The organism is Arthrobacter sp. UYCo732 (assembly GCF_040547265.1).
Taxonomy (GTDB): domain Bacteria; phylum Actinomycetota; class Actinomycetes; order Actinomycetales; family Micrococcaceae; genus Arthrobacter.
Genome location: NZ_JBEPPJ010000001.1, coordinates 20,861 through 45,006, shown reverse-complemented (window position 1 = coordinate 45,006; position 24,146 = coordinate 20,861). Strand labels below are relative to the sequence as shown.

Below are 24,146 nucleotides of genomic sequence, written 5' to 3'. Positions count from 1 at the left end.
CGGTCGTTGATTTCCTTGATTTTGGATTCAACAAGCCCGCCCCTACGCGATCTTGAGATAGACCCGCTGGTCACCAGTGCCAGCATTTAGATAGCCCGCGATCGGCTTCCACTGGATTTGCTTGCGCGCCCGAGCGTGCTCCGGTACGGCCTCGTTGGCCAGCCGTTGAGCAGGCAGCGCCAATGCCCAAATGAATAAGGAAACTCACCTGTGAGTGAATTGCATACCCACCAGATCCTGACTGACGATTCCGGCATCGAAACGATCGAACCCGAAGAGACCATCATCTCGGACGAGAAGCCGCACGAAATCGAGGAGAAATCCTTCGCCGACTACAACGTCCGCGCCGATATCGTCGAGTCCCTGGCAGACGCCGGGATCACCCACCCGTTCCCCATCCAGGCCATGACCCTGCCCGTAGCCCTCGCAGGCCACGACATCATCGGCCAGGCCAAGACAGGCACCGGCAAGACCCTCGGCTTCGGCATCCCCGCGCTGCAGCGCGTGGTGGGACCGGATGACGCCGGCTTCGACAAGCTCGCCGTTCCCGGTGCACCGCAGGCCCTTGTCATCGTGCCGACCCGCGAACTGGCCGTCCAGGTTGCCAACGACCTTCAGACCGCGTCGCGGAAGCGCAACGCCCGCATCACCACCATCTACGGCGGCCGTGCGTACGAGCCCCAGGTGGAGGCTTTGCAGAAGGGGGTCGAGATTGTGGTGGGAACCCCCGGCCGCCTCATCGACCTGTACAAACAGAAGCACCTGAGCCTCAAGAACGTTAAGACCGTCATCCTGGACGAGGCCGACGAAATGCTGGATCTGGGCTTCCTCCCGGACGTGGAAACGCTTATTGCCGGTACGCCGGGAGTCCGCCAGACCCTGCTTTTCTCCGCAACCATGCCGGGCCCGGTCATCGCGATGGCCCGCCGCTACATGACGCAGCCCACCCACATCCGGGCAGCTGATCCCGAAGACGAGGGCCTCACCAAGCGCGACATCCGCCAACTCATCTACCGTGCCCACAGCATGGACAAGATCGAAGTTGTTTCCCGCATCCTGCAGGCCCGCGGCCGTGGCCGCACCATCATCTTCACCAAGACCAAGCGCACGGCAGCCAAGGTGGCCGAAGAACTGCTGGACCGCGGTTTCGCCGCTGCCGCCATCCACGGTGACCTGGGCCAGGGCGCCCGCGAGCAGGCGCTCCGTGCGTTCCGTAACAACAAAGTGGACGTGCTCGTGGCCACCGACGTCGCTGCCCGCGGGATCGACGTGGATGACGTCACGCACGTCATCAACTACCAGTGTGTTGAAGACGAAAAAATCTACCTGCACCGCGTGGGCCGCACGGGCCGTGCCGGCAACAAGGGGACAGCCGTGACCTTTGTTGACTGGGACGACATGCCGCGCTGGGGCCTGATCAACAAGGCCCTGGGCCTGAGCGTTCCGGAACCCGTGGAGACTTACTCTTCGTCCCCGCACCTGTATGAAGAGCTGGACATCCCGGCAGGCACCAAGGGCCGGTTGCCCCGCAACAAGCGCACGCTCGCCGGTGTAGATGCCGAAGTCCTGGAGGACCTGGGCGAAACCGGCAAGAAGAACACGCGCTCAAGCGGACGCGACAGCGGACGCGACAGCGGACGCGACGGCGGACGCGACGGCGGACGCGACAGCAACCGTTCAGGAGGCCGTGACAACAGCAGCCGCCGCAGCGCTTCCGAGGGTGGACGCTCAGGCGACCGCCGTCGTCGTACGTCCGATGCCGACACCGCGGGCACCGGACCTGCCGCCGAACCGGCCGTGGCCGCCCCGGCCGAAGTGGACCAGTCACGGACGCGCCGCAGCCGGACCCGCACCCGCCGCCGCAACGGCGAAGTAGTGGCAGGAGCCGACACCGGCTCCCAGCCCGGCAACGTAGAGGCCTAACAGCCTCGATGACTGACACCGTCTGGGCGCCGGACGGCAGCAACCTGGTGGTTCACGCGGATAACGCGGAGTTCCTCCCCTCGCTGCCGGACGGCGCCTTCACACTCATTTACGTGGACCCGCCGTTCAACACCGGCAGGGTCCAGAAGCGCCAGGAAACCCGGATGGTGCTGAACACCGACGGTGAAGGCGACCGCGTGGGCTTCAAGGGCCGCTCCTACGACACGATCAAGGGCGCCCTGCACCGCTACGATGACGCGTTCAGCGATTACTGGTCCTTCCTGGAACCACGGCTGGTGGAGGCCTGGCGGCTGCTCGCTGACGACGGCACGCTCTACCTGCACCTGGACTACCGGGAAGTGCATTACGCCAAGGTCATGCTGGATGCCATCTTCGGCCGTGCGTGCTTCCTGAACGAGATCATCTGGGCCTACGACTACGGCGCCCGCGCCAAATACCGCTGGCCCACCAAACACGACAACATCCTCGTGTACGTCAAGAACCCGTCGAAGTACCACTTCGACAGCGCCGAGGTTGACCGGGAGCCCTATATGGCACCGGGCCTGGTGACGCCTGCCAAGCGGGAGCTCGGGAAACTGCCCACGGACGTCTGGTGGCACACCATCGTCTCCCCCACCGGCAAGGAAAAGACCGGCTACCCCACACAGAAGCCCGAGGGGCTCATCCGCCGTGTGGTGGCCGCGTCCAGCCGTCCCGGTGACTGGTGCCTGGACTTCTTCGCCGGGTCCGGAACGCTCGGGGCCGTGGCCGCCAAGCTCGACCGCAAGTTCGTGTGCGTGGACCAGAACCAGCCCGCCATCGATGTCATGGCCAAGCGGTTGGGTGACAAGGCGTCCTTCACGTCCTTCCCACCCAACTGACTCGCATCAAACGTCGCCAAAACGCGCTTTCACGACGTTAACTGCGAGTCAGTTGGGTCAGGGCGCAGCTCAGGGGCGAACGACAGCGGTACCTGTTCCCAGCTCTTCGATTCGGGCCAGCACCTCCGCCGTAGTGAGATTCTCGCCGAGCAGGTTGGGTTTGCCGGTGCCGTGGTAATCCGAAGACCCCGTAATCAGCAGCCCGTGCCTGGCCGCAAGGCCGCGCAGGAACTTGCGGCCTTCCTCGGGATTGTCGCGGTGCTCGATCTCCACGCCCGCCAGACCGGCGTCGATCATCTCCTGGTAAACCTGCTCCCCCACGATGCGGCCGCGGGCGGACGCCACAGGATGGGCAAACACGGGGACGCCGCCGGCCGCGCAGACAAGTTCGACGGCGGTTGCCGGGTCGGGTGCGTAGTGCTGGACAAAGTAGCGCGAATGCGAGGTAAGGATGGAGGCGAAAGCCTCCGAGCGGTCCGAAACCACGCCCGCAGCAACCAGGGCATCAGCGATGTGCGGCCGGCCCAGTGTCGCTCCGGGGGCCACATGGTGGATGACGTCATCCCAGGTCAGCGGGTAGTCCTCGGCGAGCAGCGTCACCATCCGTTCTGCCCGGGTGAGGCGCGCGTCCTTGGCCTTGGTGATTTCCGCCAGCAGTCCCGGATGCGCAGGATCGTGCAGGTAGCTCAGCAGGTGCACACTGATGCCCTGCTCCGTCCGGCAGGAGACTTCCATTCCCGGAACCAGGGCAACCCCGTGATCCAACGCCGCGCGGGACGCCTCGGCCCAGCCGTCCGTGGAGTCATGATCGGTCAGGGCAACCACGTCCAGGCCCGCCTTGGCCGCAGAGGCCATAACGTCAGCAGGGGTTTCCGTGCCGTCGGAAACGTCGGAGTGGGCATGCAGGTCAATCCTCACCTGCCCAGCCTAGTTGACAGGGTCGGCCCGGGCATTGGCCCAAGCCTCGCTGCTGGTGAGACGATGGTGCCGTGAACGATGCCGAAAACACCCTGACCTCTGCTTCCCAGCCCCTCGACGAGCGCGTCAACAACCGCTCGCAGCGGCCCAGTTCCGATGCCTTCAAGGCATTTATGGCCAGCAACTGGGCGCCCACCGGCCAGCAGCTGCCGACCCGCGACGCCGTGGCCAACTACGCAGCGGCCAGGCGCAAAGCCATCTCCGACCAGTTCAAAGGTGAACGCCTGGTCATCCCTGCCGGCCCGCTGAAAGTCCGCTCCAACGACTGCGACTACCGCTTCCGCCCGCACTCCGGCTTTGCGCACCTCACCGGCCTTGGCCTTGACCATGAGCCGGACGCTGTCCTCATTCTGGAGCCGGCCGGCGAAGGAAAGGGCGACGGCGGCGGGCACCACCGTGCCACGCTCTACTTCCGCCCGCTGGCCGGCCGGGATACGGAACAGTTCTACGCCGACTCCCGGTCCGGTGAGTTCTGGATCGGCACCCGCCCCACGCTCGCTGAGTTCGAAGCCCGGCTGGGGCTGCCCACCGCCCATATCGATGGACTTGAAACGGCGATCACCCGGAATGTGGGTGCCCCGGAGATCGGTGGCATCTCCGTCCGCCTTGTCCGCAAAGTGGACGAGAACATCGACGCCCTTGTGGACACGGCCCGCTACAACACTGCCAAGGATCCGGACAACCTGGACCTCGCCGTCCTGGATGCATTGGACGAAAAGCTTTCCGAAGCCCTGTCCGAACTCCGCCTCCTGAAGGACGAATGGGAAGTGGAGCAGATGATGACGGCGGTGGCAGCCACCGCCGAGGGCTTTGTGGAAGTGGTTAAGTCCCTGCCCCGCGCCCTGACGCACGCCCGCGGTGAACGCGTTGTGGAAGGCGCCTTTTTCGCTCGGGCCCGCGAAGTCGGCAATGAACTCGGCTACGACACCATCGCCGCCGCCGGCAATAACGCCACCGTGCTGCACTGGACGCGGAACACCGGCCGGATCAACGCCGGCGAACTGCTGCTGCTGGATGCCGGCGTTGAGGCCGACTCACTGTACACCGCGGACGTCACCAGGACCCTGCCGGCCAACGGCACGTTCACAGACATCCAGCGCAAGGTCTACGAAGCGGTCCTGGACGCGGCCGACGCCGGCTTTGCTGCTGCCCAGCCGGGCACCAGGTTCCGGGACATCCACACTGCCGCCACCACGGTCCTGGCCGAACGCCTTGCCGAGTGGGGGCTGCTCCCCGTCAGCGTTGAGGAAGCCATCAGCCCCGAAGGCCAGCAGCACCGGCGCTGGATGCCGCACGGTACCAGCCACCACCTCGGCCTTGACGTACACGACTGCGCCCAGGCCAAGCGGGAACTCTACCTCGACGGCATCCTCACGGCCGGAATGGTCTTCACCATCGAACCTGGCCTGTACTTCAAGGACGAAGACCTGGCCATCCCGGCCGAGTACCGCGGAATCGGCGTGCGGATCGAGGACGACATCCTGATGACTGCCGACGGCCCGGTCAACCTCAGCGCAGCGCTCCCCCGCAGGGCCGACGACGTCGAATCCTGGATGGCAGGCATCTACACCGAGGCGAAGCACGCTCTGGCCAACAGGGGCACCGTCTGACGAAAGGCGGGTGCTTTGCCCGCTGAGGCACAGTACCCGCCTCTCCACTCCAAACGGACAAGCTCTGATAACAGTTTTTGGCAATCGCTTGCCACGATTTGATGCTCGTGAATAGGCTATGCCCGGAGAGAGAAAATCGTAGCCTGTCATTCAGTCTCGGATCTCTGCCGCAATGTAACTCTTCAAAGGAGAAGTCTCATGGGTATGTCCAAACCACGTCGCCTCGGTGCTGTTGCCGCAGCGACTATTTCCGTCCTGATGCTTGCCGCGTGCGGCGGATCCGGCGGGTCAGGCGGTTCTACCTCTGGCGCCACGGGCGGCAAGGTGGACGGTACCGGCAAAACGCTCAACGTCCTGATGAACGTAACGGCGCAGTATCCCCAGGAGCAGCAGGCCTGGTTCAAGGAAATGAGCACCAAGTTCAAGGCGGAAACCGGAGCCGACATCCAGTGGGAGACGTTCGCTACCGCCAACGACGAGATGACCCGCATCCAGACCTCTGTGGTCTCGGGCCAGGGCCCCGACGTTTATGGTCTGGGCACCACTTTTACTCCCACGGCGTTCTCCACCGGGGCATTCGTGAAGCTGGGTGACAACGAATGGAACCAGCTCGGCGGCAAGGAGAAGTTCGTTCCCGCCGCGCTGGGCATTTCCGGCCCCGATGGGAACAACCAGATCGGCATCCCCTTCGTGAGCCGGCCGTTCGTGATGGCCTACAACACCGAACTGCTGGCCGCCGCCGGCATTGAGAAGCCCGCCACTACCTGGGATGAATTTACCGAGCAGGCCAAGAAGCTCACCAAGGGCGACCAGTACGGTGTTGCAGTGGCCTACAAGGACAATTTCGACCCCTGGAAGTACATCTGGGGAATGTCCATCCAGGCAGGCAACCCCATCATTGATGGCAGCAAGGTTCGCCTCGATGACCCCAGCACCAAGAAGGCCTACGAAACCTACTTTGGCTGGGTGACTAAAGACAAGGTAGTGGACCCCGCTTCCGTCGGCTGGGCCAACCCGCAGGCCCTGGCCGCTTTCGCTGCAGGCAAGGCAGCCTACTTCCCCATGACCTCGCCGCTCTCCATCCCTGCGCTGGATGCCTCTGCTGTCAAGGGCAAGTACAAGTACGCCCTGATGCCCACCGTCCCGCCGGGCCAGAAGTCCAATCCTTCCGGTGGCAAGCCGGCTGCCAGCATCCTGTCCGGTGACAACCTCGTGGTGGCTGACTACTCGAAGCAGAAGGATCTCGCCTTCGCCTTCATCAAGATGATCACCGAAAAGGATGTTCAGCTCAACTACTTCAAGGTCTTCGGCCAGCTTCCCGCCAGCCAGGCAGCGGCAAAGGAGCTTGCCAGCAACGAGATGCTTGCACCGGCCCTTGACTCAGGTGCCAAATCCGTGGCCACCCCGTTCAGCGGCGCCTGGGGCGATGTCCAGCTCTCCCTGACAAACGTGGTAGTCCAGTCCATTCCCGACCTTTCGGCCGGCGCAGTCAGCGATGCCAACCTCACCCAGCGGCTCAAGGACGAACAGGCCAAGTCCCAGACGGCCCTGGACCGGGCGAAGAAGTAAGACCGACCGAACAACTGCGGAAGGTTACGGAAAATGGCAAGCAGCGTCACCGAGCCCCGGCCGTCGGACAGCAGTCCGACCGCCGGGGCGGCCGCCGGACCCGGCGAACCCATCCCCAGCGGGAAGCGCCGTAAAGGGCTGAGCGAAAAGAACAGACCGTTGTGGCTGCTGATACCCGGCGGCCTCCTGATGACGCTTGTCATCCTTATCCCGTTGGCCATCGGTATCTGGATGTCCCTGATCGACCTTGATCAGTACACCCTGCGCCGGTGGGTCAGTGCCGAATTCATCGGCATCCAGAACTACATCGAAGCAGCCACGAGCAGTGACTTGCTCCGCTCCATCTGGCTTTCCGTTTCCTTCGCGGTGATTTCCACGGTGGTCACTATCCCGCTGGGGGTGGCCGCCGCCGTCGTCACGCAGAACGCCTACCGTGGCCGCGCGCTGGTGCGATCAGTCTTCCTGATCCCTTATGTGCTGCCGTCCTTCGTGGTGGCCAGCGTGTGGCGGACCATGCTGCAGCCGGACGGCATCGTGAATGTGACGCTGACGAATATCGGCCTGGATGGCGGGCTGTGGCTCAACGGCCCGAACTCATACTGGACCCTGGTGTGGGTGGAGATCTGGGCGGCTTGGCCGTTCATCTATCTGTTGGCGCTGTCCGGCCTCCAGGCAGTTGACCACGAGGTCCATGAGGCGTCCGCGCTGGACGGGGCACTCTGGTGGAACAAGCTGCGCTACGTGATCTTCCCGTACCTCCAGGGTCCCGTCTCGCTCGCTTTCCTGCTTGCCACGTTGAACCACATCAACAACTTCACCCTCCCCTACGTCCTGTTCGGGGCGCCGGCCCCATCGGACGTGAATGTGCTTCCGATACTGGTCTATGTCACCAGCTTCCAGAGCTTCCGGTTTGGCCTCAGCGCCGCCATGGCAGTCGTTTCGTTGATACTGATCGCCATTCCGCTGTTCATCTATCTGCGCGCTGTGCGGCTTGACGTGCACGAGGGAGGAAAGAAATGACCATCGACGCAGCAAACCCAATCGAGCGGCAGGCGAAACAGCCCACCCGGCGTGATGCCGCCCTGGAGGTCACCCGCCTCATGCCGCGGCCGTTGCTGGCCATCATCACCGTCCTGCTCTGCGCCCTAGTCCTGATCCCCATCCTGTACATTTTCCTGGCTTCCCTGAACACAGACGTGGGCGTCGCCAGCGGCGAGTTCTGGCCGAGCAGCTTTTCGTTGGACAGCTACAACAAGATCTGGGATTCCGTGGGCCTGGCGAAAGCCATCGGGAACAGCCTGATCGTTTCCGGGGCCACGGCAGTGGTCTCCGCCCTGATGGCCATCGGCACCGCCTACGTCCTGGTCCGGTTTGAGTTCATGGGACGCCTGACGGTGCTGCGCGGCCTGCTGGGCCTCCAGTCCATCCCGGGAACCCTCATGCTGCTCCCGGTGTTTGTGCTGTTCTCCTCTGCCGGAACCTACTTGGGTGTGACCGTTATCGGAACCCTGTGGGGCCTGTTTATCGCGTACCTGACGTTCGCGCTGCCGTTCTCAACCTGGGTGATGGTCACGTATCTTCGTGGACTGCCGCGGGAACTGGAGGAGGCTGCGCGCATCGATGGTGCCTCCAACCTCGGAATCCTCTTCAGGATCATCATTCCGCTCAGCTGGCCCGGAATCATCGTCTCGGCCATCTTCGCCTTCCTGCTGGGCTGGAATGACGTCCTGTTCGCGTCGGTGTTCACCCGGCCGGACACCCACACCGCGGCAGTTGCACTGCAGGTTTTCGCATCCGCTGTTGAAGGCGGGGCCATCCCCGTGTATTCGCAGATGATGGCGGCATCACTGGTCTGTGCCGTCCCAGTGGTGGTGCTGTATTTCATGTTCCAGAAGTACCTCGTGGGCGGCCTGACGGCCGGCAGCGTCAAATAGCCGGGGAAACCTTCCGGGCAAAAGAACTCCGTCCGAACCCGGCCATCGCCAGGTTCGCCCGGAGTTCTTTTTTGTGCCTCTTATGGCTTCGCGCAGGCCCGGTGTCGTGCGTACCGACCACTCGCCTGTTCGTGGGCACCGGCCACGCGCCCTGCTGGGCGGCCCGCTCCTGTTCCGCCCCGCCAGAGCGTCCTGCGTCCCTTGGAACGTGAGCGCTTGGACGCGCCAGCGCATACGTCGCGCAGCCTCCTACGAGGCGGACTCCCCGCTGTCCCTGGCGGATTCATGCTGAGCCTGCGGCTGGCCCGAAGCAGGATGGCCTGCAGCAGGCTGGCCCGTAGCAGGCTGATCCCCGACGCGGACACCATACTGGGGGCGGCCGTCCGGAAGGTCGGGGTAGCGGACCGCTGCGACGGGGGCCGCGGCGGGCTGGGGCGCGGCCTCTGCTTGCCCGTCCTGCCCTGCGACTGCAGCATTGCCCTGGCCGGCGTCCTGGCCCGGAGCACCGGGGGCCGGAGCACCGGGGGCCGGAGTGCCAGTGCCCTGAGTGCCGGCGCCCTGCTGGCCGTAGGGGTCGTTCCAGCCTGAGGGGCGGACGGGTGCCTGGCCCTGCTGTTGTCCCGGCTGGCCGTACTGTTGTCCCGGCTGGCCGTACTGTTGTCCCGGCTGGCCGTACTGCGGGTTCTGGTAGCCCGATGGTGTGTACGGGGCGGCGGCCGCATCCGAGCGGGTCATGGGCAGCTGCTGGAGCAGGCGGCGTGCCTCGTGGGCGGCCTCCGCTGACACTACAACGTCGTAGTTGGTGGCCACCACTTGGCTGGTCGAGGTGAAGTCCCGCTTTCCGCGCTGCATGGCATAGGTGACGATGCCGAACAGCATAAAGAAGGCAGCACCCATCAGTACTGACGCCAGGATGGAGAAGTAGCCCGGCGATGGCGCGAAGAAGGACAGCATCACGCCGACGAACAAGCCGAACCACATACCGCTGAGCGCACCGGAAAGCGCCACGCGCGGGTAGCTGAGGCGGCCGGTCACCCTTTCCACCATCTTGAGTTCGTTGCCCACGATGGAAACCATCTGGACCGGGAACTGCTGGTCGGCGAGGTAGTCCACCGCCTTCTGGGCATCCAAGTAAGAGGTGTACGAGCCGACGGTGTCACCGGCAGGAACCGTGCGGGAGTCGTCCGGCCCGTTGGGGCCAACGGCCTTGGGAGCACCAAAAATGTTTGACATACTCCCATTCTTGCCCATCGGCATGTGTGCCGCCTGAAATTCAGCTAAAAGAGAGCAGACTCGGTAGCCTGTAGACGTGAGCACAAATCTTTCGCGCGTCTTTGTGGCCCGCCTTCTGGGTCTTGACGTCTTCGACCCCTTGGGCGACCGTCTGGGCCGGTTGCGCGATGTTGTGGTGCTCTCCCGCGGAAGCCGCGGCGCCCCGCACGTGGTGGGTATCGTCGTCGAAGTTCCCGGCAAGAAGCGCGTCTTTGTGCCCATGACCCGCATCACCTCGATAGACCAGACGCAGATCATCTGTACAGGGCTGGTCAACCTTCGGCGCTTTGAACAGCGCGGCGCCGAGACCCTGGTGGTTGCGGAAATGTTCGACCGCCGGGTCACGCTCCGCGACGGCAGCGGCGACGCCACCATCGAGGACATCGCTATGGACCAACACCGCTCCCGCGACTGGTTCGTGAGCAAGCTGTTCGTCCGCCGGGGACACTCGCTCTCCCCGCTGAGCCGGTTACGGCGGAACGAGACCATGATCATCGACTGGGCCGACGCCCTCCAGGGCGCCCGCACCGAGCCGCAGGCGGCCACGCAGTTCGTGGCCAACCACGAGGACCTGAAGCCCGCTGACTTTGCCGAAGCCCTGCAGGAGATGAGCGACAAACGCCGTTTCGAGGTGGCCAGCGAACTCCAGGATGAAAGGCTCGCCGACGTCCTGCAGGAGCTCCCCGAGGATGACCAGGTGGAAATCCTTTCCGCCCTTGATGTCCAGCGCGCCGCCGACGTCCTGGAAGAGATGGATCCCGACGACGCCGCCGACCTCCTCGGCGAGCTGCCTTCCGCCCAGGCGGAGCAACTGCTGCAGCTGATGGAACCCGAAGGCGCCGAGGACGTCCGGCGGCTCCTCGAATACGACGAGGACACAGCTGGTGGCCTGATGACGCCGGTTCCGGTCATCCTTCCCCCCGAGGCGACCGTTGCCGAGGCGCTGGCCCACGTCCGGCGCGAAGAGCTGTCCCCGGCTCTGGCGTCTTCCATCTTCATTGCCAGGCCACCGCTGGAGACGCCGACCGGCCGTTTCCTCGGCGTGGTGCACATCCAGCAGCTCCTGCGCTTCCCGCCGTTCGAGCCGTTGGGCAACCTGGTGGACAAAAACCTTGAGCCGTTGTCCGACCAGGCCCACATCAGCGAGGTAGCCCGGACCCTGGCAACCTATAACTTGAACTCCCTCCCCGTGGTCAACGACGACGGCCGCTTGGTGGGGGCGGTGACTGTTGATGACGTTTTGGATCACATGTTGCCGGACGACTGGCGCGCCTATGACGGCGAGGCCCCGATAAGAAGACTGGGAGGCCGCATTGGCTGACACCGGCGCCCCCAAGAATCCAGGGGCCCAGCGTGGCCAAGCGAAGGCGCCATCCAAGGGCGGCCTGGACACGCCCTTGAGCGGCCGCCAGCGCATCCTGCCGAAGTTCTCACCCAATCCGGATGCTTTTGGCCATGCCACTGAAGGCTTCGCCCGGTTCATGGGCACGCCCCAGTTCCTCGTCTACATGACAGTCTTTGTGGTGGTCTGGCTGGTCTGGAACACGTGGGCACCGGAGGCATGGCAGTTCGACTCCCGCCTGCTGGGCTATACCCTCCTGACCCTGATGCTCTCGCTGCAGGCCTCCTACGCGGCCCCGCTTTTGCTGCTTGCCCAGAACCGGCAGGACGACCGGGACAGGGTCTCACTCCAGCAGGACCGGCAGCGGGCAGAGCGCAACCTCTCCGACACCGAGTACCTCACCCGGGAGCTGGCTTCGCTGCGCATCGCCCTGCGCGAAGTGGCCACCCGCGATTACGTCCGGGCGGAACTGCGCTCGCTCCTGGAGGACATGCTCGAAGCCCAGGAGGAACTGCGGACCCATGATCCCGCGGGATCCGGCACCCACGAGTCGCCGCGTGACAAGGTCAAGGAGAAGCTGAAGGAAAAGCGTGACAAACAGCGGAACCCCCGCACGCAGCAGATTCCGAAGGTCAAACCAAGCCACGCAGCCAATCAACCAGCAGCCAGCGGCGCCGCCCCTCCCGTCCAGGACACCACCGCCGGCCCAAAGCACATCCCTACCCCCGAAAGCTGAGCCCTGCCCGAATGCGCACCACCCTGGAGCAGGCAGTCCACGCTGCGCTGGCTACCGTGATCGATCCTGAGCTGCGCCGTCCCATCACGGAACTGGGCATGGTGGATTCCGTGGACGTCACCCCTGAGGGCCGAGTCCGGCTGGCGGTCCTGCTCACCATCGCCGGCTGTCCCCTGCGGGACACCATTACGGCCGATTCCGAAAAGGCGCTGACCGCAGTTCCCGGCGTGACCGCCGTCGAGGTCGACCTGAAGGTGATGAACCAGGCCCAGCGGGATGCCCTGAAGGAGCAACTCCGCGGCGCCGGCGGCCGGCGTGGCATTCCGTTCAACGAGCCGGGGTCGCTGACCAAGGTCTTCGCTGTGGCCAGCGGAAAAGGGGGCGTGGGGAAGTCGTCCCTCACCGTGAACCTGGCGTGCGCCCTCGCCGCGCAGGGGCTGCGGGTGGGGATAGTGGACGCCGACGTCTATGGCTTCTCTGTTCCGGCGCTGATGGGCATCACGCAGGCTCCCACCCGTGTGGACGACATGATCCTGCCGCCGGTGGCCTACGGCGTCAAGGTGATCTCCATCGGCATGTTCGTCACCGGCAACCAGCCTGTCGCCTGGCGAGGCCCGATGCTCCACCGTGCCCTGGAGCAGTTCCTGACCGACGTCTACTTCGGTGACCTCGATGCCCTCTTCCTCGACCTGCCGCCCGGCACCGGCGACATCGCGATTTCCGTGGCCCAGCTACTGCCCAGGGCGGAGATCCTGGTGGTCACCACGCCACAGGCTGCAGCGGCCGACGTCGCCGAGCGCGCCGGCGCCATCGCCACCCAGACGGGGCAGTCCGTGGCCGGCGTCATCGAAAACATGTCCTACCTGGAAATGCCCGACGGCGGGCGGATGGAACTGTTCGGAAGCGGCGGCGGGGCGGTCCTCGCCGAAAGGCTTACCGCGACAGTGGGGGCGGACGTTCCGCTACTGGGACAAATTCCGCTGGACATCCTGCTGCGGGAGGGCGGCGACGCCGGAGCGCCCATTGTGCTCAGCGGGCCGGAGACTCCGGCGGCCCTTGCCTTGACCGCGATAGCCGGCAAACTTGCAGCCAAACCACGTGGCCTGACAGGACTGAAGCTGGGGCTGCAGCCGCGCTGACAGCTATGCGGGCTAGGTGGCCTCGGAGTCGAACGGGGCGGCTGTGCCCGGCGGCAGCGTCTGCACCACGCGTTCCGGCCGGAAGGCTGCTGCAGGCGCACTGCCGGCAGCAGCCACTGCGGCGCCGGAGACGGCAGCTACAGCGGCAGGGGCGCCGGCACTGACAGCTTTGGTGTCATCGTCCAGGAGCGCTTCCTTGATGATGCGCCGCGGGTCGTACTGCCGGGGATCGTATTTCTTCCAGTCGACATCGTCGATGTCGATCCCCACTTCTTCCTTGATCTGTTCCCGCGCGCCGGAGGCCATGCGGCGCACTTCCCTTACCAGGTTTGCGAGCTTCTGGGTGTATTCGGGCAGCCGTTGGGGACCGATCACCAGGATGCCGATGATCAGGAGCAGGAAGAACTCGGGGCCGTTGATTCCAAACACTTTAGGAAGATTACCCTCTACGAAGCCGCTCTGACGATTCCTGCGCGCCGGGCCGGAAACCTGCCAAGATCACCGGGTCAGCACCTCGCCCATTTTGCGAATTCCCCGCTCCAGCCGGGCTGCCGGCGATTCGTCATGTGCCGCGGCCTGGCCGGCGTCTGGCCCGGCGCTGCTGCCGGCGTCGATTCCTTCGACGGCAACACCGCTGAGCCGTTGGAGCACCGGAAGGGCGTTGTCAGCGGGGAGATCGGACTCCAGCGTGAACCTGCCTGCCGCCGTCTCGTACGTAGCGGTCCAGGGAGCCAGTTTGCTGACCACCAGGCTCCCGTCCTTCGCAGCGCCGTCCACGGGATGCTGTTCTACCACCGTGGCGTAGTGCTGCCCATCTGAAAGGTGCAGCTCCACCGCAGGCATGCCGTTGAGCGTGACGGCATTGGCGCTCCGGATATGGAAGCCGAGGGTCTCGAAATCAGGGCAGACCCATCCCTCGGAGCGAAGGGCGGCCAATTGCGGGTCCGTGAGATTCCTGCCGTCAGCGGGCAGCTGAGCAGCGTGCTGCACCAGGCTCCCGTTCATGGTTGCTGCCAGGGGCATGCCGTCCCCCGCCAGCGCGAAAGCGCTGACGGCAAGTATTCCGGCAGCCGCGGCCGTGCCTCCTGCCGCGAGCGCGAGGACCCGCACGGCCGGGTGTTGGTCCGGGGCGGGGGTGGGCGTGGCCGCGAGCAGTTCGGTCCTGGCCAGCAGCCGCGCTGTGAGGTCACCGCTGGCAGGCGGCACGCTGGCTTCCCGGAGGCGCTGGATGTACTCGCGTTCGCGCTTGACCGTCGCTGCGCACTCGCCGCAGCCCTGCAGGTGGTCTGCGCCGCGGTGATGCCGGGGGACGAAGGGGTTCTGGAGCGTCATGGCGCCGATCAGAGGATGCTGGCGATGCGCGGCAGTGAAAGCTTGGGCTTTCGGCCCTGCTGTGGTCGGGGATCTCGGTGGGCCAGCTTTTCGCGCAGCATGGTCCGGCCCCGGTGGATCCGCGAACGCACCGTTCCCAGTTTCACGCCGAGGGCGGCGGCCACTTCGTCGTAGGACAGGCCTTCCAAGTCGCAGAGGACGACGGCGGCGCGGAAGTCCGGCGGCAATTCCTCGAGGGCGGCCTGGACGTCAAGGTCGAGGTTGTTCAATTCGAAGCTCTGCTCCGGCCCGGGTTCACGCCCCGGAATCCTGGACTCTGCGTCCTCAGCCAGCGCGTCGAAGCGGATGCGGCTCTTCCGGCGTGCCTGGTCCAGGAACAGGTTGGTGGTGATGCGGTGCAGCCAGCCATCGAGTGTGCCAGGTTTGAAGTTCTCCAGGGAACGGAAGACACGCACGAACACTTCCTGGGTGAGGTCCTCGGCGTCGAATTTGTTTCCAGTCAGGCGGTAGGCCAGCCGGTAGACCTTGGCGGAGTGGTTGGCCACCACTTCTTCCCAGGTGGGCCGGACCCACACAGCGGTAGAAAAATCTGTTGCAGGGACAGGTGCCACATCTGATGCTGACATCGTCCACTCCCCTCGTGGATTGCTTCGACCGGATACTGTTGACATCTCTTATTCGGCGCCGACCACCTCGCGGATGAGCGGATCTCCATCATTTCAAAGTTGGCTGGGAATTTCCTGACCTGCGGCGCTCTTCAGCCGAAGGCGCAACGGATTCCTTCCCGCAGCTGGGACCCCGGACACAGTAGGCTGTACTAAACACTCCCCTGCCGCCCAGAAAGCGAATCCTCCATGAGCGCCGACAAGTCCACGAGCTGGTCCTATGCAGAAGATCTGCCCGCCGAGGACGAGGTTATGCTGCGTGCCCGGGAGCGATCCTTCGAGTTGGGCGTTACCCCCATCGGGGCGGGTGTCGGCGCGGTCCTGACCGTGTTGGCTGCAGGGTCCAAGGCCCAGACCGCTGTCGAAATCGGAACGGGGGCCGGCGTCTCGGGTGTGTGCATCCTGCGGGGCCTTGGCCCTCATGCGGTGCTGACCACCATCGATGTGGACGTCGAGCACCTGAAGGCCGCCCGTGAGGCGTTTTCGGAAGCCGGCAGTCCGGCCAACCGCACACGGACCATCTCCGGCCGTGCCGGCGATGTCCTGCCCCGCCTGACCGACGCTGCCTATGACCTGGTGTTTATCGACGCCGACAAGCCCGGCCTGCCCGGCTACGTGGAACAGGCAGTCCGGCTCCTGAAAGGCGGCGGACTGCTGATCATCAACGATGCCCTGGACAAGGACCGCGTTGCCAACCCTGCCGCCCGCGACGCCAACACTGTTGTCCTGCGCCAGGTGGGCAAGGCAATCCGCGACGACGACCGGCTCGCTTCGGCGATGCTTCCCACCGGCGACGGCCTGCTGGTAGCGGTCAAGAAATAGAACAGGGCTCCCGATAGAACAGGGTCCGCGGCCAGCCGGCTGCGGACCCTGTTCTATCGGGAGCCCCGCAAAACTCTTTGGTCCCGAAGTTATTCGGTAACGCCCACGAGGCATTCCTTAAGGTTGGCCGCCTCCGCAGCGTTAAGTTCCACCACAAGCCGTCCGCCGCCTTCGAGCGGTACGCGCATGATCAGGCTACGGCCCTCCTTAGTGACTTCCATAGGGCCGTCGCCGGTGCGTGGTTTCATAGCCGCCATGAGGAATTCCCCCTCCATTTAGTCCCAGGACAGTCAGCCCGGGCGGGCTGTGTCCGCATGATCAAGTCAAGCCACTATGGCGGCCCGTACTTATACCGCCATGCTGAACATACTGAATTCTGTTGTCCCTGCTTACTACCTATTATCCTGTAATTACCCGCACGTAGCTAATCGATGGACATTTACGCCCACGTCGGATTCGTCCATTCGCCGGTTCGGAGCCGCATGTGATCACGGCGGATAATCGCCCCCGCCGGGAAGCTGCGCCCACGCCCACAGCCAGACGATCCACACGATCTGGAGCAAGACAAACGTGGCGACGACAGTGCCTCGGTAGGCCCTCGAACGGGAGAGCAGCGCGGCGCCGAGGGCCAGCGGAAACAGCGGAAGCAGCATGCGGAAGGTGCTGGTCTGGGGGTGCAGGAACAGCAGCAGGTACCCCATATAGCAGGCGCACCACAGGCGAAGCTCCGCACCAAGCCGCACCACCGGCGGGCAGAACAGCAGGAGCGCAAAGAGGCCGGCGAAGACAAAGGGCGCCAGTATTCCCAGCACGGGACCGAAAAGGTCCACGCCGGTATCGAACCACGGCTTGAAAAGCACAAGGTCGTGGCCCCGCCACACGGTTTCGGTTTTGGTATAGGCCGCGATGTCGCCTGTTGCGGCCCAGGCCGCGGCCGGCCAGAGGAGAGCAGAGGCACCACATACGACGGTGAGGCCGGCAAGGGACACGAGCTCACGCAGACCAACCAAGCCTGCCTCTCCTCCACGCACACGTTCCACCAACCGGGCGAGGAAGAGGAGGCCCAGCATGGCCGCAAACGGAACACCCACCGGGCGGGACAGGCACAGGAGCAGCACCACGGGCATGGCCCACAAGTAGTCCCGCCGGACCACCAGCAACAGCGCCACAGCCAATAGGAAAATCGTCAGTGGTTCGGCGTAAGGGACCTGGAAAATGGCGGACACGGGAAAAGTAGCGAAGAATGCTGTTCCCCACAGAGCTGCACTGTGTGAAGCCTTGTGGCGGAATAGGCAGTAAACGGCCAGGGCGGCGCCCAGCCCAGAAACCATAGCCACCACAGTCAGCGCCGCCGCAGGGCTGGCCCCGGTCAGGCCGGCGAACGCCCGGCCAAGAATCGGGAAGAGCGGGTAGAACGCCCACTCATTTTCCTGCACGTTGCCCGCGCCGTCCGTCGGCAGGGGTGCGGGATACCCGTCCGTGATAATCCGGCCGTACCACCGCGCGTCCCAGATGTTGATGAAATTCCAGTAGTCGGGCGTCGGCGGAAACCAGGGGTTGGGGCCTTGGTGCAGGGCCGCGGCCATAAAAATACACGCGCTGACCAGCCGCGCAGCGGCATACAGGACAGTCACCTGCAGCCACCACGGCCAGCCTCGAATCGCACCCGCGGCGCGGGCGCCGAGGACGGTGATTGACGCCGTCGGGCCAGTCCGGTCCCCCGTTTCAGTGCTCAAGCGCCGGCCTCCGGCCGCGCCGGCCGCTCGGCGTTCAGGAGCCGCGTCCGGAGCTGCCCCAATTCCGTGTCCTTGGCGGCGAGCTGATCGCGCAGTTCGTCAAGGACCTGGTCCACCTGGTCCATCCGGTAACCACGGAGGCCGAGGGAAAAACGGACGCGATCGACGTCGTCCGGTGCAGCATTGGCGGGAAGCAGCACCGGCGGCAGGTTGGCAGGCGGCTGGGTGAATCCCGCGTACAGCAGCCCGGCGCCCGGCGCTTCATCGTCATCGTCAGCGGGAGCGGCGTCGGACTTCGTGCCCCGACGAAACCTGCCGAGGATGCGACGGCGGCCACCGGCTCCGGCCCAGAGGGTGGCGCCGATCAGCACTACGGCGAGGAATACGAGGAAAAAGCTCACAGCATCCATCGTGCCAGATGTGGACGCGCCAGCTATTCGGGCCGCTGCTCTCCGTTGGTGGAGGGGACCGGGGCCGTGCCGCGCAGCACACGCTCCACCGCTTCGGCGGGATCATCAACCACCAGTATCAGGTCAAGGTCCTTTTCGGAAACCATGCCTTCGGCCACCAGTGTCCCCCGGATCCATTCGATCATCGGACCCCAGAAGTCGACCCCGAGGAGCACGATCGGGAACGACGTCACCTTCCGGGTCTGGACCAGGACCATTGCCTCGAAAAGTTCATCCAGTGTCCCCAGCCCGCCGGGAAGGACGATGAAACCCTGGGCATACTTGACGAACATGGTCTTCCGGGCGAAGAAGTAGCGGAAGTTGATACCCAGGTCCACCCACTGGTTCAGGCCCTGTTCAAAGGGCAATTCAATACCCAGGCCCACGGAGACTCCATTGCCTTCCACCGTTCCGCGGTTGGCGGCCTCCATGGAACCTGGACCGCCACCGGTAATGACTGCTACGCCGGCTGCGGCCAGGTGGCGGCCCACGGCCATGCCCATTTCGTAGTACGGGCTGCCGGGTTTGGTCCGCGCCGAACCGAACACGCTGACGGCCGGCCCCAGATCGGCGAGGGCGCCGAACCCCTCCACAAACTCGCTCTGGATCCGGAGGACGCGCCAAGGATCCGAATGGACGAACTGCCCTGCGCCCTTAGTGTCGAGCAGATGCTGATCGGACATCTCGACTGCTGCCTGCTTGCGGCGTAGTTCGAGAGGCCCCTTTCGGCGCGGCTGGGAAGTTTTGGCCGGATCTGCGTTAATGCTCATCCCCCTAGGCTAGTGCCCCATCCGCCGTGCCCGCGGCAGGTATCTCTTGAATCACGATCAGCAGCAACATGCCATGATTCCCGGCACATCCGGTCTTTGTTCGCTAGATTCTTCTTATGACTACTCAAGTGCCCGGCGATGCGCTCGTCTCCCTGAACGGTGTGAATAAGCATTACGGTCAGCTGCACGTTTTGAAGGACATCAACCTCCACGTCCGCAAGGGCGAAGTAGTTGTGGTCATCGGGCCGTCAGGCTCGGGCAAGTCCACCCTGTGCCGTGCCATCAACCGCCTGGAAACCATCGAGGGCGGCACCATCAGCATTGATGGCAAGGTGCTGCCGGAGGAAGGCAAGGAGCTCGCTCAGCTGCGCGCCGACGTCGGCATGGTCTTCCAGTCCTTCAACCTCTTCGCGCACAAGACCATCCTCGAGAACGTGACGCTGGGGCCCATCAAGGTCAAAGGCGTAGCCAAGGCGCAGGCGGACAAGGAAGCCATGGCTTTGCTCGAGCGGGTCGGAGTGGGACACCAGGCCCCCAAGCTGCCGGCCCAGCTCTCCGGCGGACAGCAGCAGCGTGTGGCCATCGCCCGCGCCCTGGCCATGAAGCCGAAGGTCATGCTCTTTGATGAGCCCACCTCCGCCCTCGACCCCGAAATGATCAACGAAGTCCTTGACGTCATGATCCAGCTGGCCAAGGAAGGCATGACCATGGTGGTGGTCACGCATGAAATGGGCTTTGCGCGGAAGGCCGCTGACCGCGTTGTGTTTATGGCCGACGGCCAGATCGTAGAAGACTCCACGCCGGAGGAATTCTTCACCAATCCCAAGAGCGACCGTGCCAAGGACTTCCTGTCCAAGCTGCTCACCCACTGAGTTCCCACCAACGCACCAACACTCCAGCTCGCATCCTGGCCGTAACCACGGCCAACCAATGAAAGGAATGTCATGAAGGCATTTATGACCCGCCGGAAGTCGTTCTTCGTGGCGGCCACCGCCGCCTTGGCTTTGTCCCTGAGCGCCTGTGGCGGCGGCACCCCCGGCACAGGCAACAACCCCACCGTTGCCGAAAAGCCCACGTTCGCCGCGGGCACCACCATGGCCAAGATTGCCTCGGCAGGAACCATCAAGATCGGCACCAAGTATGACCAGCCGCTCTTCGGCCAGGTCGGACTGGACGGAAAGCCCGTCGGCTTCGACGTCGAGATGGGCAAACTCATTGCCGCCAAGCTGGGTATTTCCGCGGACAAGATCGAGTGGTCCGAAACGGTCTCCGCCAACCGCGAACCTTTTATCGAGCAGGGCAAGGTTGACCTCGTCATCGCCACGTACACCATCAACGACAAGCGCAAGCAGGTTGTTAGCTTTGCAGGCCCGTACTACCAAGCAGGCCAGGCGCTGATGGTCAACAAGGACAACAACTCGATCAAGAAGCCCGAAGACGTCAAGGGCAAGAAGGTCTGCTCCGTGACCGGCTCCACCCCAGCCGCCACCATCGTGGACAAGTATGGCGCTGAACTCGTTCCGGCAGCCACCTACTCCGCCTGCCTGGAGCCGCTGCGGAACAAGCAGGTCGAAGCGATCACCACCGACAACGTCATCCTCGCCGGCTTCGTTGACAAGGAGCCGGACGCCTTCAAGCTGGCCTCCGATGAAACCTTCACCAAGGAGCCCTACGGCATCGGCGTGAAGAAGGATGACACCGAATTCCGCAACTGGATCAACGACCAGCTTGAGGCCTTCGGCAAGGACGGGTCCTACAAGAAGGCCTGGGAAGCAACCGCAGGATCGGTCATCAAGACCGCACCTGAACTTCCGGCCATCGTCCGTTACTAGGCAGCACCGCTACCGGTAGCGAGGGCAGTTTCCGGGGTGTCCGCTGAAGAGCGGATCCCCGGAAACTGCCAGCCTTCTTTTCGACCCCCTACGCCCAGAGCCGAAGGATCCTATGGACGTCATTCTCGAAAACCTCCCCCTGTACTGGGAAGGTCTTCTCCGCACGCTATTCCTCTCTGTCGTTTCCGGGATCATCGCGCTCATTGTCGGGACGCTTCTGGCCGCGGCCCGCGTCTCCCCCATAGCTGCCCTTCGAGGCTTCAGCACCGTGTACGTGGAAATCCTCCGGAATACACCACTGACTATCGCCTTCTTTTTTGCGGCGATCGTCCTGCCCCGGCTCGGCGTCAAATTTGAGCAGTTCGAAGTCGCAGCCATCATCGCCCTCAGCGCCTACACCGCCGCCTTCATCGCTGAAGCTGTCCGCTCCGGCGTCAACAGCGTGCCGATCGGCCAGGCGGAGGCCGCGCGCAGCATCGGCATGAAGTTTGGCCAGGTGCTCTCTCTCATCATCCTGCCGCAGGCCCTCCGCACGGTGATCCCGCCGCTGATCAACATCCTGATTGCCCTCGTCAAGAACTCCTCGGTCGCCGGCGCGTTCTTCGTGCTTGAACTGTTCGGATACGGCCGCCAGATGGCCAACGCGAACGGCGACCAGGTCATGGCCGTGCTTCTGGGCGTGGCGTTCTTCTATCTGCTCCTCACCGTTCCGCTGGGCGTCCTGGCCAGCACGGTGGAGCGAAAGGTGGCGATTGCCCGATGACTTCAGTCCTGTACGACGTTCCCGGCCCCAAGGCCCGCCGGGTCTCCCTCATCGGTTCAGTGATCGGAACCTTGGTGATCGTCGGCCTGCTGGCATGGATCGCCATGACGCTTTCCCAGCAGGGAATTTTTGAAGGCCGCCGCTGGGCAATCTTCACCCGCGGCGACGTCTGGACCCTGCTCGGCAACGGTATCGGGGCTACGCTCAGCGCCGCTGCCATCGCCGCAGTTATTGCTTTCCCTCTCGGACTCATGCTCAGCCTGTTGCGGATCTCCCTGGTCGCCTGGATCCGGGTCCCCGCCCGCGTGCTCCTGGAGTTCCTCCGTGGTATGCCAGTTGTCCTGATGATGTTGTTCGTCCTGCTGGTGTTCGGGACGAGTTCCTTCGTCGCCGTGGTGGCGGGGCTGGTCCTGTACAACGCCGCCATCTTCGCCGAGATCATCCGCGCCGGCATCCAGTCGCTGCCCAAGGGGCAACGGGAAGCCGGCCTGACCATCGGCCTGACCAGCTTCCAGTCCCGGATGCTGATCGAACTGCCGCAGGCCGTCCGCCGCATGATGCCATCGCTGGTGGCACAGCTGGTAGTCCTCCTGAAGGACACCTCGCTGGGCTACATCGTGGCCTACGGCGAACTCCTCCGCGCGGTGCAGGTCATGGCTGACTTCCTGGGCAACGCGTTCCTGTTTCCCATCTTCTTCGCCGCCGCCGCCATCTATATCGCGATCAACATCTGTGTGTCACGGATCGCCGTCTGGATTGAACGCCGCGGATCCAACAAGGCAGCCGGCGGGGTGGCCAAGGCTCCCACTGCGGTGATTGCGCCGGTCAAATAGAGCAACCACAACCCGCAAATGGCACCGGCGCACGCCGCCTAATAGCGTCTGCCACATAGCCAACGGCCATGATCGGGCCGCCTGCAACCTGCAGTGTCGGCTGATCATGGCCTTTCCCATGCACGCCGCTTCAGCCGGGCGGATCATGACCTTTGAGGATCCGGAAGTCCGGTCTGCGGCGAGTTCCAAGCCGGCCACAACGTCCACAATCGACACTTCGTGGGTCATAAGCGGCGAAACGTCCACCCTACTCAACGTCGACGTCGGCCGGGAAGTTGCCGCCGTCGGCACGGCTTCACCGTGGCGTCGGCACCCATTCCGGCGGGCGATGTCCAGCGCGGCGACGGCGGAGCTGCATGGCAATTTTGACAACCGATTGGCATTCACGAGCCAAGCAGTAGCGTTCCCGGACGGGTCATCGGATCAGCCCAGCCAGCTCCGCAGCGCACGCAGGCACTCGCGGATGGCGTCGGCGTCGACGTGCTCGTTGTCCTTGTGGGCCAGCAGCGGGTCGCCGGGGCCGAAGTTCACCGCGGGGATGCCCAGTTCACTGAAACGTGCGACGTCGGTCCAGCCGTATTTCGGTTTGGGCTCGGCACCGACGGCGGCCACGAAGGACGCTGCAGCAGGGTGGTTGAGTCCCGGCCGGGCGCCCGCAGCGGCATCGGTGCGGACGACGTCGAAGCCGGCCAGGAGTTCGCGGACGTGGGCCTCCGCCTGGTCCGGGGACTTGTCCGGCGCGAAGCGGTAGTTGATTTCCACCACGCAACGGTCGGGGATGACGTTGCCGGCCGTTCCCCCGTTGATCTTCACCGCGTTGAGGCTTTCGCGGTAGTCCAGGCCATCAACGTTGATGGTCCGGGGCTCGTAGGCGGCGAGCCGGGCCAGGATGGGTGCCGCGGCGTGGATCGCGTTGCTCCCCATCCAGGCGCGGGCAGAATGCGCCGCCTCCCCCACCGTGGTGGCTTCGAATCGGCTGGTGCCGTTGCAGCCGCCCTCCACGGTGCCATGGGTTGGTTCCAGGAGAATGGCGAAGTCGCCGTCCAGGAGGTCGCCGTGGTTGCGGACCAGCCTGCCCAGGCCGCTCTTGACCGCTTCCACCTCCTCATGGTCGTAGAACACGAAGGTAACGTCGCGCTTTGGGGACGCGCCGCCGTCGAACATGGTGGCCGCCAGCGCGAGTTGGACTGCAACGCCGCCCTTCATGTCCGTGGCACCGCGCCCATACAGGACGCCCTTCCCCGGAATTCCCGATTCCCAGGTGGACGGAACCGTGCCCCGTGCGTCTTCGGTAGTTGGCAAAGGCACGGTATCCAGGTGCCCGGCCAGGATGACGCGTTCCGTCCGTCCCAGCTCTGTGCGGGCGATGATTGAGTCGCCGTCGCGGACCACCCGAAGCTCCGGAATGCCCCGCAGCGCCACTTCGACGGCGTTGGCGAGCTCCGTCTCATTCCCGGACACACTGTTGATGTCCATCAGGGCGGCGGTCAGCACGGCGACGTCCTGACGGAGGTCCAACGGCATGGTGGTCGGTTCAGGGGTGGTTTCGGCAGTCACGTT

24 protein-coding genes are annotated in these 24,146 nt (G+C 64.4%); 14 read left to right on the top strand and 10 right to left on the bottom strand.

What is annotated here, in order from left to right; translation table 11 throughout:
- The first annotated feature begins 210 nt into the window (after nt 1-210).
- Both ABIB45_RS00215 and ABIB45_RS00210 read left to right on the top strand, forming a co-directional pair.
- Nucleotides 211-1,923, top strand: coding sequence for a DEAD/DEAH box helicase (locus ABIB45_RS00215; RefSeq protein ID WP_354213867.1), 1,713 nt, complete (start codon nt 211-213; stop codon nt 1,921-1,923).
- An 8-nt stretch (nt 1,924-1,931) separates the two neighbouring features.
- Nucleotides 1,932-2,804, top strand: coding sequence for a DNA-methyltransferase (locus ABIB45_RS00210; RefSeq protein ID WP_354213866.1), 873 nt, complete (start codon nt 1,932-1,934; stop codon nt 2,802-2,804).
- Between the two features lie 69 nt (nt 2,805-2,873).
- Here the strand turns inward: ABIB45_RS00210 and ABIB45_RS00205 are convergent, their stop codons facing one another.
- Nucleotides 2,874-3,722 carry a PHP domain-containing protein gene (locus ABIB45_RS00205; protein ID WP_354213865.1) on the bottom strand — a complete coding sequence of 283 codons (849 nt, stop codon included), beginning with the start codon at nt 3,720-3,722 and terminating at the stop codon, nt 2,874-2,876.
- A 71-nt stretch (nt 3,723-3,793) separates the two neighbouring features.
- Between ABIB45_RS00205 and ABIB45_RS00200 the strand changes: the two genes are divergently transcribed.
- The 4 genes from ABIB45_RS00200 to ABIB45_RS00185 all read left to right on the top strand — a co-directional run bounded on the left by ABIB45_RS00200 (nt 3,794) and on the right by ABIB45_RS00185 (nt 8,895).
- Complete coding sequence (locus ABIB45_RS00200; protein WP_354213864.1) at nt 3,794-5,392, top strand: aminopeptidase P family protein; 1,599 nt, start codon at nt 3,794-3,796, stop codon at nt 5,390-5,392.
- A gap of 198 nt (nt 5,393-5,590) precedes the next feature.
- Complete coding sequence (locus ABIB45_RS00195; RefSeq protein WP_502909075.1) at nt 5,591-6,961, top strand: ABC transporter substrate-binding protein; 1,371 nt, start codon at nt 5,591-5,593, stop codon at nt 6,959-6,961.
- 33 nt (nt 6,962-6,994) lie between these two features.
- Complete coding sequence (locus ABIB45_RS00190) at nt 6,995-7,981, top strand: carbohydrate ABC transporter permease (RefSeq protein ID WP_354213862.1); 987 nt, start codon at nt 6,995-6,997, stop codon at nt 7,979-7,981.
- Between the two features lie 80 nt (nt 7,982-8,061).
- Complete coding sequence (locus tag ABIB45_RS00185; protein WP_354214399.1) at nt 8,062-8,895, top strand: carbohydrate ABC transporter permease; 834 nt, start codon at nt 8,062-8,064, stop codon at nt 8,893-8,895.
- A gap of 249 nt (nt 8,896-9,144) precedes the next feature.
- On the opposite strand, the gene ABIB45_RS00180 is transcribed toward ABIB45_RS00185, so the two are convergent.
- The gene (locus ABIB45_RS00180) at nt 9,145-10,128 is read right to left on the bottom strand and encodes a YflT domain-containing protein (RefSeq protein WP_354213861.1); all 984 of its coding nucleotides are present in this window, start codon (nt 10,126-10,128) and stop codon (nt 9,145-9,147) included.
- 76 nt (nt 10,129-10,204) lie between these two features.
- Between ABIB45_RS00180 and ABIB45_RS00175 the strand changes: the two genes are divergently transcribed.
- From ABIB45_RS00175 to ABIB45_RS00165, 3 genes are read left to right on the top strand one after another with little or no spacing between them, the layout of a single operon-like run.
- The gene (locus tag ABIB45_RS00175) at nt 10,205-11,488 is read left to right on the top strand and encodes a magnesium transporter MgtE N-terminal domain-containing protein (RefSeq protein WP_354213860.1); all 1,284 of its coding nucleotides are present in this window, start codon (nt 10,205-10,207) and stop codon (nt 11,486-11,488) included.
- Nucleotides 11,481-12,245 carry a DUF1003 domain-containing protein gene (locus tag ABIB45_RS00170; RefSeq protein WP_354213859.1) on the top strand — a complete coding sequence of 255 codons (765 nt, stop codon included), beginning with the start codon at nt 11,481-11,483 and terminating at the stop codon, nt 12,243-12,245. Before ABIB45_RS00175 ends, ABIB45_RS00170 begins: the two co-directional genes overlap by 8 nt.
- 11 nt (nt 12,246-12,256) lie before the next feature.
- A complete protein-coding gene (locus ABIB45_RS00165; protein ID WP_354213858.1) occupies nt 12,257-13,384 on the top strand; it encodes an Mrp/NBP35 family ATP-binding protein in 1,128 nt (375 codons plus the stop codon).
- Nucleotides 13,385-13,396: 12 nt separating this feature from the next.
- Here ABIB45_RS00165 and ABIB45_RS00160 read toward each other — a convergent pair whose 3' ends face one another.
- The 3 genes from ABIB45_RS00160 to sigE all read right to left on the bottom strand — a co-directional run bounded on the left by ABIB45_RS00160 (nt 13,397) and on the right by sigE (nt 15,342).
- Entirely contained in the window at nt 13,397-13,813 is a 417-nt protein-coding gene (locus tag ABIB45_RS00160; RefSeq protein ID WP_354213857.1) for a twin-arginine translocase TatA/TatE family subunit, read from the bottom strand.
- A gap of 69 nt (nt 13,814-13,882) precedes the next feature.
- Nucleotides 13,883-14,716 (bottom strand): anti-sigma factor, encoded by an 834-nt coding sequence (locus tag ABIB45_RS00155; RefSeq protein ID WP_354213856.1) that lies wholly within the window; start codon nt 14,714-14,716, stop codon nt 13,883-13,885.
- An 8-nt stretch (nt 14,717-14,724) separates the two neighbouring features.
- Nucleotides 14,725-15,342, bottom strand: a complete 618-nt coding sequence (gene sigE / locus ABIB45_RS00150) for an RNA polymerase sigma factor SigE (protein WP_354213855.1) — start codon at nt 15,340-15,342, stop codon at nt 14,725-14,727.
- Nucleotides 15,343-15,570: 228 nt separating this feature from the next.
- Here sigE and ABIB45_RS00145 point away from each other — a divergent pair, with 228 nt between their 5' ends.
- Entirely contained in the window at nt 15,571-16,203 is a 633-nt protein-coding gene (locus ABIB45_RS00145; protein ID WP_354213854.1) for an O-methyltransferase, read from the top strand.
- Nucleotides 16,204-16,292: 89 nt separating this feature from the next.
- On the opposite strand, the gene ABIB45_RS00140 is transcribed toward ABIB45_RS00145, so the two are convergent.
- The 4 genes from ABIB45_RS00140 to ABIB45_RS00125 all read right to left on the bottom strand — a co-directional run bounded on the left by ABIB45_RS00140 (nt 16,293) and on the right by ABIB45_RS00125 (nt 19,158).
- The gene (locus ABIB45_RS00140) at nt 16,293-16,460 is read right to left on the bottom strand and encodes a DUF3117 domain-containing protein (protein WP_009357720.1); all 168 of its coding nucleotides are present in this window, start codon (nt 16,458-16,460) and stop codon (nt 16,293-16,295) included.
- A 231-nt stretch (nt 16,461-16,691) separates the two neighbouring features.
- Entirely contained in the window at nt 16,692-17,939 is a 1,248-nt protein-coding gene (locus ABIB45_RS00135; RefSeq protein ID WP_354213853.1) for a putative hexosyltransferase, read from the bottom strand.
- The gene (locus ABIB45_RS00130; protein WP_354213852.1) at nt 17,936-18,349 is read right to left on the bottom strand and encodes a DivIVA domain-containing protein; all 414 of its coding nucleotides are present in this window, start codon (nt 18,347-18,349) and stop codon (nt 17,936-17,938) included. Before ABIB45_RS00130 ends, ABIB45_RS00135 begins: the two co-directional genes overlap by 4 nt.
- A 23-nt stretch (nt 18,350-18,372) precedes the next feature.
- Nucleotides 18,373-19,158, bottom strand: a complete 786-nt coding sequence (locus ABIB45_RS00125) for an LOG family protein (RefSeq protein ID WP_354213851.1) — start codon at nt 19,156-19,158, stop codon at nt 18,373-18,375.
- Between the two features lie 116 nt (nt 19,159-19,274).
- Between ABIB45_RS00125 and ABIB45_RS00120 the strand changes: the two genes are divergently transcribed.
- From ABIB45_RS00120 to ABIB45_RS00105, 4 genes are all read left to right on the top strand, one after another.
- Nucleotides 19,275-20,030 (top strand): amino acid ABC transporter ATP-binding protein, encoded by a 756-nt coding sequence (locus ABIB45_RS00120; RefSeq protein ID WP_354213850.1) that lies wholly within the window; start codon nt 19,275-19,277, stop codon nt 20,028-20,030.
- 72 nt (nt 20,031-20,102) lie between these two features.
- Complete coding sequence (locus ABIB45_RS00115) at nt 20,103-20,990, top strand: glutamate ABC transporter substrate-binding protein (protein ID WP_354213849.1); 888 nt, start codon at nt 20,103-20,105, stop codon at nt 20,988-20,990.
- A gap of 112 nt (nt 20,991-21,102) precedes the next feature.
- Nucleotides 21,103-21,753, top strand: a complete 651-nt coding sequence (locus ABIB45_RS00110) for an amino acid ABC transporter permease (RefSeq protein ID WP_354213848.1) — start codon at nt 21,103-21,105, stop codon at nt 21,751-21,753.
- Nucleotides 21,750-22,586 (top strand): amino acid ABC transporter permease, encoded by an 837-nt coding sequence (locus ABIB45_RS00105; protein WP_354213847.1) that lies wholly within the window; start codon nt 21,750-21,752, stop codon nt 22,584-22,586. Before ABIB45_RS00110 ends, ABIB45_RS00105 begins: the two co-directional genes overlap by 4 nt.
- A 423-nt stretch (nt 22,587-23,009) precedes the next feature.
- Here ABIB45_RS00105 and dapE read toward each other — a convergent pair whose 3' ends face one another.
- Entirely contained in the window at nt 23,010-24,143 is a 1,134-nt protein-coding gene (dapE, locus tag ABIB45_RS00100; RefSeq protein WP_502909074.1) for a succinyl-diaminopimelate desuccinylase, read from the bottom strand.
- Nucleotides 24,144-24,146 lie beyond the last annotated feature (3 nt).

Coding starts and splice junctions, on each gene's coding strand:
- ABIB45_RS00210 (WP_354213866.1), top strand. CDS start 1,932: ATGACTGACACCGTCTGGGCGCCGGACGGCAGCAACCTGGTGGTTCAC.
- ABIB45_RS00195 (WP_502909075.1), top strand. CDS start 5,591: ATGGGTATGTCCAAACCACGTCGCCTCGGTGCTGTTGCCGCAGCGACT.
- ABIB45_RS00190 (WP_354213862.1), top strand. CDS start 6,995: ATGGCAAGCAGCGTCACCGAGCCCCGGCCGTCGGACAGCAGTCCGACC.
- ABIB45_RS00185 (WP_354214399.1), top strand. CDS start 8,062: ATGCCGCGGCCGTTGCTGGCCATCATCACCGTCCTGCTCTGCGCCCTA.
- ABIB45_RS00180 (WP_354213861.1), bottom strand. CDS start 10,128: ATGTCAAACATTTTTGGTGCTCCCAAGGCCGTTGGCCCCAACGGGCCG.
- ABIB45_RS00165 (WP_354213858.1), top strand. CDS start 12,257: ATGCGCACCACCCTGGAGCAGGCAGTCCACGCTGCGCTGGCTACCGTG.
- ABIB45_RS00155 (WP_354213856.1), bottom strand. CDS start 14,716: ATGACGCTCCAGAACCCCTTCGTCCCCCGGCATCACCGCGGCGCAGAC.
- sigE (WP_354213855.1), bottom strand. CDS start 15,342: ATGTCAGCATCAGATGTGGCACCTGTCCCTGCAACAGATTTTTCTACC.
- ABIB45_RS00145 (WP_354213854.1), top strand. CDS start 15,571: ATGAGCGCCGACAAGTCCACGAGCTGGTCCTATGCAGAAGATCTGCCC.
- ABIB45_RS00140 (WP_009357720.1), bottom strand. CDS start 16,460: ATGGCGGCTATGAAACCACGCACCGGCGACGGCCCTATGGAAGTCACT.
- ABIB45_RS00130 (WP_354213852.1), bottom strand. CDS start 18,349: ATGGATGCTGTGAGCTTTTTCCTCGTATTCCTCGCCGTAGTGCTGATC.
- ABIB45_RS00125 (WP_354213851.1), bottom strand. CDS start 19,158: ATGAGCATTAACGCAGATCCGGCCAAAACTTCCCAGCCGCGCCGAAAG.
- ABIB45_RS00120 (WP_354213850.1), top strand. CDS start 19,275: ATGACTACTCAAGTGCCCGGCGATGCGCTCGTCTCCCTGAACGGTGTG.
- ABIB45_RS00115 (WP_354213849.1), top strand. CDS start 20,103: ATGAAGGCATTTATGACCCGCCGGAAGTCGTTCTTCGTGGCGGCCACC.
- ABIB45_RS00110 (WP_354213848.1), top strand. CDS start 21,103: ATGGACGTCATTCTCGAAAACCTCCCCCTGTACTGGGAAGGTCTTCTC.
- ABIB45_RS00105 (WP_354213847.1), top strand. CDS start 21,750: ATGACTTCAGTCCTGTACGACGTTCCCGGCCCCAAGGCCCGCCGGGTC.